Origin of the sequence: Pectobacterium jejuense, assembly GCF_026800125.1 — a bacterium.
Classification (GTDB): domain Bacteria; phylum Pseudomonadota; class Gammaproteobacteria; order Enterobacterales; family Enterobacteriaceae; genus Pectobacterium; species Pectobacterium jejuense.
In genome coordinates this window covers 80,427-92,923 of record NZ_JAPQKX010000005.1, presented here as the reverse complement: position 1 = coordinate 92,923, position 12,497 = coordinate 80,427, and the positions used below count along the sequence as shown (strand labels likewise).

Genomic DNA, 12,497 nt, shown 5'->3' with positions numbered 1-12,497 from the left:
GCGCTATGGCAAAGTTTGAACAGCTCGCTCACCAGATCCGTGAGCAGCTTCAGGAAGGGATCTGGCAGCCGGGCGACAAACTGCCCTCGCTGCGGGAAAAATCACTGCATTCAGGTATGAGCCTGATGACCGTGCTGCACGCCTATCAGCTGCTGGAAAGTCAGGGGCTGATTGTGTCGCGTCCACAGTCGGGTTATTACGCGGCACCACAGCTATCCGCACTACCAACAGACAGCCTACATTCGCCCGTAGGGCAGGAGCGCGTTCAGTTGACCGAAGACGTGGACGTCAACGCGTTCATTTTTGATGTGCTTCAGGCCAGCAAAGATCCGGCGGTCATGCCCTTCGGATCGGCGTTTCCCGATCCACAGCTCTTTCCACAGCGTCAGTTGACGCGCTCACTGGCCTCGGTGGCGCGTCATATGCAGCCACACAGCGCGCTAGATAATTTGCCGCCGGGTAATGAGAGCCTGAGGAAGAACATCGCCCAGCGCTACGCGTTGCAGGGGATTGCCGTCTCACCCGATGAGATTGTGATTACGGCGGGCGCGATGGAGTCCCTTAATCTCAGCCTTCAGGCGCTGACGGAACCGGGCGATTACGTGGTGATCGAATCTCCCGCTTTTTATGGCGCGCTACAGGCGATTGAACGCCTTAAACTCAAAGCGATTGCGATTGCAACCGATCCGCAGCAGGGCATCGATCTTGACGCGTTGCAGCAGGCGCTGAACGACTATCCGATCAAAGCCTGCTGGTTGATGACCAATTTTCATAACCCGCTCGGCTGCACGCTGTCCTGGGAGAAGAAACAGCGGCTGGTGGCGATGCTGGAAAAACACGGCGTCGGGCTGGTAGAAGATGACGTCTACAGCGAGCTGTACACCGGCCTGCAACGCCCGCTTCCCGCAAAAGCGTTGGATAAAAAAGGCACGATTCTGCACTGCTCCTCGTTTTCTAAAAATCTGGTGGCGGGGTTCCGTATCGGCTGGGTGGCGGCGGGGAGCTATGCGGGCAGCATTCAGCGTTTACAGCTGATGAGTACATTATCAACCAGCGCACCGATGCAGTTGGCAATTGCGGATTATCTGGCGACCAGCAGCTATGACAGCCATCTGCGCCGCCTGCGACGAGCGCTGGAACAGCGTAAACACGCGGCGTTACAGTCGCTACGCCGACACTTGCCGGGCGACGTCCGCATTAATCATTCGCAAGGTGGTTATTTTCTCTGGTTGGAATTGCCTGACGGCGTGAGCAGCACGGAGCTATACCGACGCGCGCTGGAGCGGGGCGTCAGTATTGCGCCGGGTAAAATGTTCACGACCGGCGACAAATACGATCGCTACTTCCGCTTCAACGCTTCCTATGAATGGGACGAGCGCTGCGAACAAAGCGTAATCGTATTGGCCTCGCTGATTCGGTCGCAGATAGGAGAGCGTTTGACCCGATCACCCCTTTAGAGGTGTGGAGATGTTTGCCGCTTTTCTGCTACTGTTCCCGTCATGGCGGACGGTGGCGGCATCGATGGCGAAAAACAGCCATAACCTTGCCGGAAATCAGGAAGTCGATAGGCACGATGCGTATAATTCCGGCTAAAGGTGAGCTATACCCGCTATCTTTCGGACCGCGCTGGCGACCTTCCTGCACCCCGAAATCTATCGGATAGACAACGTAAACAACAGGAAAAACCACCCTGATGAGTATTCGCATTGTTCCTCAGGAACAGTTAGAACAGAACGAAAAATCGATGCCGGAAGGGAATATCCCTCCGCTGCTTTTTGCCAATCTGAAAAGCCTGTACAGCAGCCGCGCAGAGCGTCTGCGTCAGTTAGCTGAAGAGCACCCGTTGGGGGATTATCTCACCTTCGCCGCAGGCGTGGTGGAAGCCCAGCAGAAGGTATTGCACGATCATCCGTTGAAGCTTGACCTGAGTGACGTGTTGAAACAGTCCGGTGAACGTCCACCGCTCGATATCGCGGTGTTCCCGCGTGATGCGCACTGGCACACGCTGCTGCGTGCGCTGATCGAAGAATTAAAACCGGATGCCAGCGGACAGGTGTTATCCACGCTGGAGAATCTGGAAAAAGTCTCAGAGCAGGAGCTGGAAGAACAGGCAACGGCGCTGCTGCAACACGAATTTCGTGCCGAGAGCAATGATAAAGCCCCGTTCATCTGGGCGGCGCTGTCGCTGTTCTGGGCGCAGATGGCAAGCCAACTGCCGGGTAAAGCGCGTGCTGTACCCGGCGAACATCGCCAGTTCTGCCCTGTGTGCGGCAGTATTCCGGTATCGGGCGTAGTGCAGTTGGGTACGTCCAGCGGGCTGCGTTATCTGCACTGTAATCTGTGCGAGAGCGAATGGCACATGGTGCGGGTGAAATGCAGCAACTGTGAAGAGTCGAGCGAGCTGAATTACTGGTCGCTGGATAGCGAAAATTCCGCTATCAAAGCAGAAAGCTGCGGCCACTGCGGCACGTATCTGAAGCTGCTATATCAGGAAAAAGATCACCGTGTAGAAGCCGTCGCTGACGATCTGGCTTCGCTGGTGCTGGATGTGAAAATGGAGGAAGAAGGTTTTTCTCGCAGTAGCATCAACCCCTTCCTGTTCCCGGAAAGTTCGATCGAATAGCCCGTCTAATCGGTGAAGCGCGTTTGGGCTTCACCGCCTTTCTTTTCAGAACACCTTTCTTTTCAGAAAACCGTTCTTTTCAGAAAAAATACAGAAAATCTGGGCTTACCACACGCCGCTGAAATGCAGCAGTAAGACCAGCGCGGTGATGACAATCGATGATGATGTGAGCACGATCAGCCCGTGGCTGGCGCGTGATAGCACCGGTTGGCAACGGGCATTAAAGCGGTAGCGCAGAATCGCCAGTACCGACATCAAAGCAGACACGCACAAGAGTAGAATAGCGCAGGCAAACACCACTCGGCTGCCGTCCACCATGCTCAGACGAAAACACAGCAGGCTGTTGATCAGCATCACAAACAGCGTACGTGACCAGGCCATGCCGGTTCGCTGCGGCTGTAACCCCGGATCGCGGGTCGTGTCCATGCGCTACCCGAACAGAATCATCGCGGCAAGTGCGATGGCAATGAGGGTGATAAACAGCGTCACGATCAGCAGCATCGGCGTATACGGCATATCACTTTCCTGACGCATCGCTTTCTCATTGCTGACCCAGCGACGATAGGCCAGACCGCCGAGCAATGCCGCACAGACGACCAGCAGCAGAGCCAGCCCCTGACGCACCAGCGGATCGATATGGACGGTAAACTGATCGATACCCACCGCACCTGCAAGAAACGCCAGCGCGGTGCGAATCCACGCCAGGAAGGTGCGTTCATTCGCTAATGAAAAACGGTAGTCCGGGGTTTTCCCCTGACTCCACCACGGCGTTTTGTCCTGTCTGGGTGTTGTCATGTTGTCGTCTGATTCCTGATTTTAAAAGGAGCTTACTGATAGCGCAGGCTGTCCTCTTCCGTAATCTTTCTGATTATCCGGGCTGGGTTGCCCGCGACGAGAACGCCTTCTGGCACACTGTGAAGTACGACAGCGCCAGCCCCGATAATGCTGTTAGAGCCAATGGACACCCCGGGGAGAATATTTACGCCGGCACCGATCCAGACATTATCACCGATGGTAACTGGGTGCGCATATTCGAGCCCTTGGTTCCTGCGCTTCGCATCCAACGGATGCCCTGCGGTATAGATACCGACATTGGGCGCGATAAACACATTATCACCAATTTTTACTTTTGCGCCGTCCAGAACCACGAAGTTGACATTGGCGTAGAAATTTTCAACTATTTCAATGTTATAGCCATAGTCACAATAGAATGGTCCTTCGATAATGAAGTTTTCACCATGTCTGCCAAGCAGGTTATGAAGGATGTCTTGCCGTTTTGCCTTGTCGGTAACCGGAGTATGGTTAAATTCAAAAAGCTGCTGTTTGGCCTCGTCTCGGCGACGCAGCAATGCTTCATCATAGTTCGCATCATACAGCAATCCAGCGGCTGCTTTTTCGGCTTCATTCATCGCATGACTCCACTTCTGATATTGAGGTAAGGCAGGTTTAACGGACCTGGATGTGACTTTCCTGTCTGGCTGCTTTTGTACGGAAAACGTTGTGGGGAGTTGAGTGTTTTTCAGACTCTCAGCCATCAACCTGTTCCATACTAAACTTTCATATGTACGACTGTACATATAAACTTAATCACTGATATCCCTCCGCACAGAAGAAACCGATGAGTAATGAAAACCAACCAGAAGGCATCAAGGCGACAGCGCGCAGAAAACGGCGGTACGAGCCAGCGCGGCGTGAACGTATCATTGCAGTGACTTTAGATATCATTGAGCATTACGGCGTTGCTGGCACATCCTGGAGAAAGATTGCGGAAGCTGCGGATGTCTCGTTGGGATCGTTGACGTACTACTTTGAAAGCACGGAACATCTTCTGGAAGAAGCCTTCAGGCTATTGGCGACGGAAATCAGCGCTCAGTTTTACGCTCGGTTGGCCCGTGCGCAAACACAGGAAGACGCCTTAATTGCTGTTGTGGATATCATTGATCAAAAGGTATGGGGATCCCCGCGTACTCTTCTCCTCAGCTTTGAGTTATATGCGTTTGCTTCCAGAAATCCTCGGCTTAAATACCTGCCGCAGCTCTGGATGGAACAAAGCCGCTCTGCGTTGGAACAACATTTTTCTGCCTCAGCCGCACGGGCGCTTGATGTACTGATTGAGGGGATTGGGACACATAATTTTATGGATCAGAATCCTATGGGCAGGAATGACATTGAACGTCTGGTTCGGCTGGTGGCCAGAGAATAAATCGCTTTGTCAGGCGTCAGGAATAGGTCGGCAAGTAGATGAAGCGCCCGATGAGGCGCTTCGTTTTCTCAGGACGCGTCTTTGCCCGCTTCATGGTTCTCTACTGCCAGCGCGGTGACCAGCGCGAACGCGCAAGCCAGTAGCGTGCCGAGTATCCAGGCGAAATACCACATGCTCTTTCTCCTCAAGTCGTTAGTAAACGGAATGCTTATTGGCTTCGATGTAGCGGGCATCGATCCGGCCAAACATTTTGTAATAACACCAGCTGGTATAAAGCAGGATGGTGGGAACAAAAATACAGGCCAGAATGGTCATCACCTGAAGCGTAAGCTGGCTGGATGTGGCATCCCAGATGGTCAGGCTGACGTTGGGATCAAAGCTGGAAGGCATCACGAACGGGAACAGCGTAATGCCTGCCGTCAGAATCACGCAGACAATCGTCAATGACGAGGTCAGAAAGCCCCAGCCACAGCGGTTCACGCGCGAGAAGAGACAGGTGAACCACGGCAGAACCACACCCAGTGCAGGAATCGCCCACAGCGTAGGGTGAGCCGTAAAGTTGGTTAACCACGCCCCAGCCTGCTGGACCACCTCTTTATTCAGCGGGTTAGACGGGGCGGCTTTATCCAGCGTGGAGGTAATCACGTAGCCATCGAGGCCGAACAGAACCCAGAATCCAGCCAGTAAGAAGGTGATGCTCATCAGCGCGCTGGCGATCAGAACGGTTTTTTGCGCGCGACGCTGAAGCGCTTCTGTGGTGCGCATTTGCAGGTAAATTGCACCGTGTGCGACGATCATCGAGACACTCACGACGCCTGCCAGCAGCCCGAACGGGTTCAACAGGCCAAAGAACCCGCCGTGGTAGGTGAGGCGCAAATACATATCGACGCTCAGCGGCACGCCCTGCAACAGGTTGCCTAATGCGATGCCGAATACCAGCGTGGGGACGAAGCTGCCGATGAAAATGCCCCAGTCCCACATATTACGCCAGCGCTGGTTTTCCAGCTTGGAGCGATAATCAAAGCCCACCGGGCGGAAAAACAGAGCGGCCAGCACCAGAATCATGGCGAAGTAGAAACCGGAAAAAGCGGCGGCATACACCATCGGCCAGGCGGCGAACAACGCGCCTGCTGCTGTGATCAGCCAGACCTGATTGCCGTCCCAGTGTGGGGCGATCACGTTAATCATGACTCGCCGTTCAGTATCATTCTTGCCCAGCAGGCGCAGCAGAATGCCCACGCCCATGTCAAAGCCGTCGGTGATGGCGAAGCCGATAAACAACAGGCCAATCAATCCCCACCAAATCAGGCGTAATGTTTCATAATCCAGCATTATTATGGCTCCCGTTACGGTTTTGCAGGTGTCGCGAGGGGTTGTTTCGTCGGTTGTTCAAAGTGGTAGCGGCCGGTTTTTAGGCTGCTTGGCCCCAGTCGGGCAAACTTGAACATCAGATACATTTCCGCAATCAGAAACAGCGTGTACAGCCCGCAAATCAGTCCCATCGACAGCAGGATGTCGTGTGCTTCCAGAGACGAATTGGCGATGGCGGTAGGCAGAACCTCACCGACTGCCCACGGCTGGCGACCGTACTCGGCGACGAACCAGCCGGATTCAATCGCGATCCAGGGCAGGGGAATGCCGTACAGCGCCACACGATGCAGCCATTTACGCTGTCCCATGCGGCCACGTATGACGCTCCAGAACGACAGAGCAAAAATGCCGAGCATCAGCACGCCGCAGCCCACCATCAGACGAAAAGCGACATACAGCGGTGCGACGCGAGGGATGGAATCTTTGGTTGCCTGTTGGATCTGGTTTTCGCTGGCGTTGGCGACGTCATCGGTATAGCGCTTAAGCAGCAGACCGTAGCCAAGATCGCGCTTGGCAGCCTCAAATTGCGCGCGAACGGCGGGGTCGGTATTACCTGAGCGCAGTTCCTCCAGCAGGCCATAGGCCGTCATGCCGTTACGAATACGTATCTCATGTTGTGCCATCAGGTCTTTGATGCCGACGACAGGTTTGTCGAGCGAACGCGTGGCGATGAGCCCCAGCAGATAGGGAACGTGGATCGCATAATCGTTCTGCATCGTTTCCTGATTGGGGATGGCGAACAGCGTGAAAGAAGCGGGGGCGGGCTGCGTTTCCCATTCGGCTTCGATCGCTGCCAGCTTGGTTTTCTGCACATCGCCCATCACATAGCCGGATTCATCACCCAGTACGATCACGGACAGCACCGAAGCCAGACCAAAACTGGCGGCAATGGCGAATGAGCGCTTGGCAAAGGCGATATCTCGGCCTCTCAGCAGATAGTAAGAACTGATCCCGAGGACGAACATCGCGCCAGCGGTGTAGCCCGCTGCCACGGTGTGGACGAACTTCACTTGCGCAACCGGGTTCAGCACCAGTTCGGCGAAGCTCAGCATTTCCATGCGCATGGTTTCGTAATTGAACTCAGCGGCAATCGGGTTTTGCATCCAGCCGTTAGCGACCAGAATCCACAGGGCGGAAAAGTTGGAGCCCAGCGCGACGAACCAGGTCACCAGCATGTGCTGGACTTTGGTCAGGCGATCCCAGCCGAAAAAGAACAGACCGATGAGTGTAGATTCGAGGAAGAACGCCATGAGTCCTTCCATCGCCAGCGGTGCGCCAAAAATATCGCCCACGTAGTGAGAATAGTAAGACCAGTTGGTGCCGAACTGGAATTCCAGAGTCAGACCAGTTGCCACACCCAGCGCAAAGTTGATGGCGAACAGCTTGCCCCAGAACTTGGTCATATCCTTATAGATTTGCTTGCCGGTTAACACATAGGTGGTGTTCATAATGGCGAGCAGGAAGGACAACCCCAGCGTCAGCGGGACGAAAAGAAAGTGATACATGGCAGTCAGGGCAAATTGCAGCCGCGACAGCTCAACGACATCAAACATGTTAGGCTCCTAGCTTCAGGCAGGAAAATGCACGCCATATTGTTATTCCGATGCTTGCCGGAATAAATCGTGACGAATAAAACGAAAATAGATTACCGCCGACGGTATTTTCATCCGTCAGAAATTAACTTCACTGATTGAAGTGAGATAAAAATGAGTAGTGAATAAAACGTGCTGGGATTATAACGTGCAAAAATGGAAGGATAAATAGTACAGTTTGTTGATTTGGTTTTTTTATCTCCAATGCCATTATTTTGTTTTTATATTCTGCTTTTACTTTATTTTTTGGTTTTTAATTTTATTAAAATTTAATTATTGGTTTTTTACTCTTGATTCCTGTTGGTGTTGGGAATTTGAGTTAATTAAAATAGTACAGATTTGAGATGTATGAATATAACAGTTTCATTTTTTATTTAATTTTACATTTGGCGATGAAAAGTAATTGGGAATTATCAGACTATCTTGCCTAAAGAGAGGGAGATGAGGCGTGTGTGCCGTACGTTAAATACGGCACACCTTATTATATGATGAAATACTGGTACCGGCGATTACACGGAAGGCGCTTCTGGCCACACGACAGATGCAGCGGTGAGATCAATGCGGTTCAACGTCACCAGATAAATTTTCCATTGGGTTAGCCGTTCTTGCTCTTCATCCGTGGCAATAGCCAAGTCCACTGCGTAGTTCAGCTCGGCAATTCGTGTGTTTGCCGTCGCGCGTCGTGCCGCCAGTTCCTGCTGTAGGCTTTTGGTTACGGCAAGCTGTTGCGCCTCCTGATTTGTTACCCAGGCCGCCCCATCCCACAGATCAAACTCGGTTGTTGGAGCCTGAAATGTCATATTTTCCGGCAGTTCGCCGAATTGCGTCACTGTCTGTGCCTGTCGTGTTTCCGTACTGTAAACGGTCCGGCCGCGATAGTCTGGCACCTGTTCCCATGCCTTACCGTCTGCGCTACGGCGCAAGGCTTGGCCAACTGGCGGCAATTGCGGTTCGTCTGCGTAGCTGTCGGCGGGCAGGCCAACACCTTGCATCACATATTCATAGCTGGCGCTCTGATATTCCCGCGTAGCCGGATTAACGTGATAAACCGTAATCCACCCGGTGTTGATAGCAAGTCCACGTTCGTTCAGTTCTGCGTTTTTAATTTGTGTTGAATAGTTGCTCATTATGCTGCTCTCACGATGTAGTTAAAGGCGATATTGCGGGGGCGGTTTTCTTCTGCTGTCGGGACGACCTTTGACGCATCAAATGTGATTAATGCTGAGTCATGGAATGCGCCACTACCTGATGCTTGACCCCATGGTCCCGCTGTAAATAATGCAGAATCACCGCTGATGCCATTACCCCCTGGATTGAATTTCCCAGTAATGTTTCTGATTGCATCACCCTGCGCTGACATCAACGCACGCCCAGCATCAACACCACGCCCGTCATCCCAACCGCGTACGAATTCGCCGCGTAAATCGGGCAGGAAACCAGACGGATAGCGAGAGGTCAGAATAGGGTATTGCGCTTTGTCGAACGGTTGGCCGTTACATTTCAGCCAGCCAACTGGCGCAACAGCACCGGGGAATAGCTGCGGCATGCCTGCTAGTTCAGATGCGGGCATCGCGCCGATTGTTGAAGGAGTTAGGTTTGCTGAATGGTATAAACGCATTCGCGGCAACCACGTACCATTGTTTTGTTTATAAATATAAAATTCACTACCGTCTGAGACCATATTTTCATCAATAATAGCCCATCCGTATAATGTGTTGCTGTTATCTCCGTTTTCAGTAACACCGCCCAAATGCCTAACAGACAAATGAGATTTCCAGTCGCCGTTAGAAAAACGGCGACTGCCCGCGCTCTGTTGTTGTGCCAGTTGATTCAAATATTCATCAGTGTTTGCTGGGAGTTGCTCAGTCATTCCCTTATCGTTTACGACAAAACCCTTCCCTGTACTATGTGGTATCGGCAGAGTGATGTGATCCCAAATCCATCTGACAGTTTTAAGTTGCCCCGAATCATCACCGCCATACACTGTTATTTTGTGATTGGCTCGGTCTTCAATCGGAAAAAATATAGCACCATACGTATCGCTGGATTTAAATGATGCACCCGTACTGTACGGTGGCATTGATGCTGCCGATCCAGAAACGGGCGCATTCTGACGCCATATCTGACTGACGTTATCTTTCAGATATGAATTCCATGTCGCATTATCCCATAGCGACTGTATGTTTTTTGATACGCCTCCCCACCCGAAATCCCCCGTCATCATGATGTTGCTTAACCCCACATTCTGGCGAAATTGGGATTTATCAGGAATATCCGCACCGTTCTGGTCTTTTGCCAGCTTCCCCGCCAGTGCATTCAACACTGTGGTGCTGAAGTTCGGATCATTACCCAACGCAGTAGCCAGTTCTTGCAGCGTATCGAGCGCCGCAGGAGAACCATTAACCAATGCGGCCACGGCGGCTTTCACAAAGGCCGTTGTCGCCAATTGTGTGTCATTAGAACTGGATGCAGCAGTCGGTGCTGTTGGTGTTCCCGTGAATGTCGGACTCGCTTTTGGGGCATATTGAGGGTGCGCATCGAGGATGGAAGCATGGGCATTCAGCTTATTGGCCGCGTCAGTTTTCACATCAGCAATCGCCTTCAATACGGTTGTGCTGAAGTTAGGGTCATTACCTAACGCATTCGCCAGTTCTTGCAGCGTATCCAGTGCTGCCGGAGAACCATTAACCAATGCTGCCACAGCAGCTTTCACAAAGGCTGTTGTTGCCAATTGTGTGTCATTAGAACCGGATGCAGCCGTTGGCGCGGTGGGCGTGCCCGTGAATGCAGGGCTGGCTTTTGGGGCATATTGTGAATGCGGATCGCTGGCGGCGAGATGTTTTTGCAAACTATCGCCAGTGGTTTCCTGCATTCTTTTCAGGTAAGCCGTGCGGCTGGCTAACTGCTCCGCTTGGCGGTTGGAGATTCCACCAGGGCCTGCGGTAACGCGATCCGATACTTCAAGCTGATAAATTCCATCAATCCAGTTTTCTTCTTCAGACAAATTCGCCACGTTCATGCGCTCCTGTGGGTTGTAACATAGCTATGATGATGTTTTTTAAATGATTACTTATTGTTTCGCGCTAATGTCAGTATCGTGCCGATGGCTACAAAACAGTTTTAGTTCGATGCAGAGAGTACCTTTTGCGATGGGGCTGGTTTAGTAACGCAGTTTAAAAATTGAGGTGAAACGTGTGCAGAGCGCAGTAACCGTGCGGATGCTCTGTCCTTGCTTCCTGATAACTGTGAGCTAATGCAAATGGCGCGTTAATTGCATATTCCCGATCGTGGTTTTTTCAGGAGAGAGTGCAATGGTGGCGGAGCCTTCAACGACAATTCGATTTTTACTTGCCTCGCGCCAGTGTGAGCTGAACAGCTTGCGCTACCTGCTGCAAAGCGGTGAGCTGGTGGGCAAAATTAGCCAGCTTGTCCATCTATTGCAGCGTGAACGGGGAACGGCCAACCTGTTTCTTTGCTCCGACGGTCGATTGTTCGCCGACGAGCTGGTGCGACGTGAGAAAGACGTGCAGGCGGCGCAGACGCATTTGATGACGCATCTGGCGGGGTTGGAAAAAATGACGGCGGAGTTGCCGCAGGCGAGCCGTTTATTCAGCCGCGTTGCCAGCGTGGTTTATGCGCTAAGTCTGCTGCCCGCGCTGCGTCAGCAGATTCGCCAGCGCTTGTTGCCTCAGCCGCAGGCGATGACGTTTTTCAACGACATTGTCCGCAACCTGCTGGCGCTGGTTTTTGAGGTCTCGGACACGGCGGCCGATCCGGGTATTTCCCGCGCGCTGATTGCTATGTTCAGCTTTATGCAGGGGAAAGAGCTGGCGGGGCAGGAGCGGGCTATCGGTGCGGCGGCCTATGCGGCGGGCAGCGTCGATGAGGAAACCCGGCAAAAGCTGCTGGACTTGATCGAGCGGCAGGATCGCTGTTTCGATACCTTTCTGAATTTTAGCGATGAAGAAAATCAGCAGCGCTGGCGTGCTATCGCAGTAGATAGCGAATTTGAACGCCTGCGCCGCATTGTGTGCACCCGCAGCCCGATAGAAAAGCTGTCGGAGGCGGATAGCCTGCACTGGTTTTCGATTGCCACGAAGCGCATCGATGAAATGAAGCAGATGGAAGATGAGTTGGAGCAGACGCTGATGCAGCGCTGCCGTACCCGTATTGCGGCAGCGGAGAAGGCATGCAGCGATCAGCGCGCGGATCTCGACGCGCTGATGGTGCAGCAGGAGCATGACGATTCTGGCTATTCGATATTTATCGCTGGTCACGACGTTGAAGGGCAGAACGTCCCTCCCGGTTGGCTGAATAGCGATGGCGTCACTCCACTGCTGGGGAGATCGCTGCTGTCGCTGGTACAGCAACAATCGCGGCGCTTACAGGCGCAGGATCATGAACTGGCTGCGCTGCGAGCCACGTTGAATGAAAGAAAGCAGATCGATCGCGCGAAGGGCTTACTGATGCAGCACCGTGGATTAAGTGAAGAAGAGGCCTACAAAACCCTGCGCCGCATGGCGATGAGTCAGAATAAAAAGCTGATTGACATCGCGACGGCGATGCTCGCGGTAGCCGATGTATTTGGAGATAACCCTTAAGAGGTATATGCACATGAACTGTGCGTGTTCTGCTTGCTCGCGGTGCAAGACTCCGTCTTGTGAAGAGGAAATCGTGGAGTCAATGGTTGTGAGTGGTGGTTTCGTGC

13 protein-coding genes are annotated in these 12,497 nt (G+C 52.8%); 5 read left to right on the top strand and 8 right to left on the bottom strand.

Annotated features, from left to right (window positions below; genetic code table 11):
• Positions 1–5: 5 nt before the first annotated feature.
• From NXT09_RS10815 to fdhE, 3 genes are all read left to right on the top strand, one after another.
• Positions 6–1,457 carry an aminotransferase-like domain-containing protein gene (locus tag NXT09_RS10815; RefSeq protein ID WP_268579685.1) on the top strand — a complete coding sequence of 484 codons (1,452 nt, stop codon included), beginning with the start codon at positions 6–8 and terminating at the stop codon, positions 1,455–1,457.
• A 10-nt stretch (positions 1,458–1,467) separates the two neighbouring features.
• Positions 1,468–1,593 carry a hypothetical protein gene (locus NXT09_RS10810; RefSeq protein ID WP_268579684.1) on the top strand — a complete coding sequence of 42 codons (126 nt, stop codon included), beginning with the start codon at positions 1,468–1,470 and terminating at the stop codon, positions 1,591–1,593.
• Between the two features lie 100 nt (positions 1,594–1,693).
• On the top strand, positions 1,694–2,623 hold the full coding sequence (gene fdhE / locus NXT09_RS10805; RefSeq protein ID WP_240583368.1) for a formate dehydrogenase accessory protein FdhE: 930 nt from the start codon (positions 1,694–1,696) through the stop codon (positions 2,621–2,623).
• Between the two features lie 105 nt (positions 2,624–2,728).
• Here fdhE and NXT09_RS10800 read toward each other — a convergent pair whose 3' ends face one another.
• Genes NXT09_RS10800 through NXT09_RS10790 form a run of 3 tightly spaced genes read right to left on the bottom strand, consistent with a single transcriptional unit; the run spans position 2,729 to position 4,032 of the window.
• The gene (locus tag NXT09_RS10800) at positions 2,729–3,049 is read right to left on the bottom strand and encodes a DUF202 domain-containing protein (protein WP_240583367.1); all 321 of its coding nucleotides are present in this window, start codon (positions 3,047–3,049) and stop codon (positions 2,729–2,731) included.
• A 3-nt stretch (positions 3,050–3,052) separates the two neighbouring features.
• The gene (locus NXT09_RS10795) at positions 3,053–3,418 is read right to left on the bottom strand and encodes a YidH family protein (protein ID WP_039471932.1); all 366 of its coding nucleotides are present in this window, start codon (positions 3,416–3,418) and stop codon (positions 3,053–3,055) included.
• 32 nt (positions 3,419–3,450) lie between these two features.
• Positions 3,451–4,032, bottom strand: coding sequence for a sugar O-acetyltransferase (locus NXT09_RS10790; protein WP_268579683.1), 582 nt, complete (start codon positions 4,030–4,032; stop codon positions 3,451–3,453).
• A 209-nt stretch (positions 4,033–4,241) separates the two neighbouring features.
• Between NXT09_RS10790 and NXT09_RS10785 the strand changes: the two genes are divergently transcribed.
• Positions 4,242–4,826 (top strand): TetR/AcrR family transcriptional regulator, encoded by a 585-nt coding sequence (locus tag NXT09_RS10785; protein ID WP_268579682.1) that lies wholly within the window; start codon positions 4,242–4,244, stop codon positions 4,824–4,826.
• Between the two features lie 68 nt (positions 4,827–4,894).
• On the opposite strand, the gene cydX is transcribed toward NXT09_RS10785, so the two are convergent.
• From cydX to NXT09_RS10760, 5 genes are all read right to left on the bottom strand, one after another.
• Complete coding sequence (cydX, locus tag NXT09_RS10780; RefSeq protein WP_010278781.1) at positions 4,895–4,999, bottom strand: cytochrome bd-I oxidase subunit CydX; 105 nt, start codon at positions 4,997–4,999, stop codon at positions 4,895–4,897.
• A gap of 19 nt (positions 5,000–5,018) precedes the next feature.
• Positions 5,019–6,158 (bottom strand): cytochrome d ubiquinol oxidase subunit II, encoded by a 1,140-nt coding sequence (cydB, locus tag NXT09_RS10775; RefSeq protein ID WP_268579680.1) that lies wholly within the window; start codon positions 6,156–6,158, stop codon positions 5,019–5,021.
• Between the two features lie 14 nt (positions 6,159–6,172).
• Positions 6,173–7,750, bottom strand: coding sequence for a cytochrome ubiquinol oxidase subunit I (cydA, locus tag NXT09_RS10770; protein ID WP_268579679.1), 1,578 nt, complete (start codon positions 7,748–7,750; stop codon positions 6,173–6,175).
• A 548-nt stretch (positions 7,751–8,298) separates the two neighbouring features.
• A complete protein-coding gene (locus NXT09_RS10765; protein WP_268579678.1) occupies positions 8,299–8,916 on the bottom strand; it encodes a tail fiber assembly protein in 618 nt (205 codons plus the stop codon).
• On the bottom strand, positions 8,916–10,808 hold the full coding sequence (locus tag NXT09_RS10760; protein ID WP_306417488.1) for a phage tail protein: 1,893 nt from the start codon (positions 10,806–10,808) through the stop codon (positions 8,916–8,918). Before NXT09_RS10760 ends, NXT09_RS10765 begins: the two co-directional genes overlap by 1 nt.
• Positions 10,809–11,100: 292 nt before the next feature.
• On the opposite strand from NXT09_RS10760, the gene NXT09_RS10755 reads away from it, so the two are divergent.
• Complete coding sequence (locus tag NXT09_RS10755; RefSeq protein ID WP_268579676.1) at positions 11,101–12,390, top strand: nitrate regulatory protein; 1,290 nt, start codon at positions 11,101–11,103, stop codon at positions 12,388–12,390.
• Positions 12,391–12,497: the final 107 nt, after the last annotated feature.

Bases quoted from the DNA above. Each gene is read 5' to 3' on its own strand.
- NXT09_RS10815 (WP_268579685.1), top strand. From the start codon at position 6: ATGGCAAAGTTTGAACAGCTCGCTCACCAGATCCGTGAGCAGCTTCAG.
- NXT09_RS10810 (WP_268579684.1), top strand. From the start codon at position 1,468: ATGTTTGCCGCTTTTCTGCTACTGTTCCCGTCATGGCGGACGGTGGCG.
- fdhE (WP_240583368.1), top strand. From the start codon at position 1,694: ATGAGTATTCGCATTGTTCCTCAGGAACAGTTAGAACAGAACGAAAAA.
- NXT09_RS10800 (WP_240583367.1), bottom strand. From the start codon at position 3,049: ATGGACACGACCCGCGATCCGGGGTTACAGCCGCAGCGAACCGGCATG.
- NXT09_RS10795 (WP_039471932.1), bottom strand. From the start codon at position 3,418: ATGACAACACCCAGACAGGACAAAACGCCGTGGTGGAGTCAGGGGAAA.
- NXT09_RS10790 (WP_268579683.1), bottom strand. From the start codon at position 4,032: ATGAATGAAGCCGAAAAAGCAGCCGCTGGATTGCTGTATGATGCGAAC.
- NXT09_RS10785 (WP_268579682.1), top strand. From the start codon at position 4,242: ATGAGTAATGAAAACCAACCAGAAGGCATCAAGGCGACAGCGCGCAGA.
- cydX (WP_010278781.1), bottom strand. From the start codon at position 4,999: ATGTGGTATTTCGCCTGGATACTCGGCACGCTACTGGCTTGCGCGTTC.
- cydB (WP_268579680.1), bottom strand. From the start codon at position 6,158: ATGCTGGATTATGAAACATTACGCCTGATTTGGTGGGGATTGATTGGC.
- cydA (WP_268579679.1), bottom strand. From the start codon at position 7,750: ATGTTTGATGTCGTTGAGCTGTCGCGGCTGCAATTTGCCCTGACTGCC.
- NXT09_RS10765 (WP_268579678.1), bottom strand. From the start codon at position 8,916: ATGAGCAACTATTCAACACAAATTAAAAACGCAGAACTGAACGAACGT.
- NXT09_RS10760 (WP_306417488.1), bottom strand. From the start codon at position 10,808: ATGAACGTGGCGAATTTGTCTGAAGAAGAAAACTGGATTGATGGAATT.
- NXT09_RS10755 (WP_268579676.1), top strand. From the start codon at position 11,101: ATGGTGGCGGAGCCTTCAACGACAATTCGATTTTTACTTGCCTCGCGC.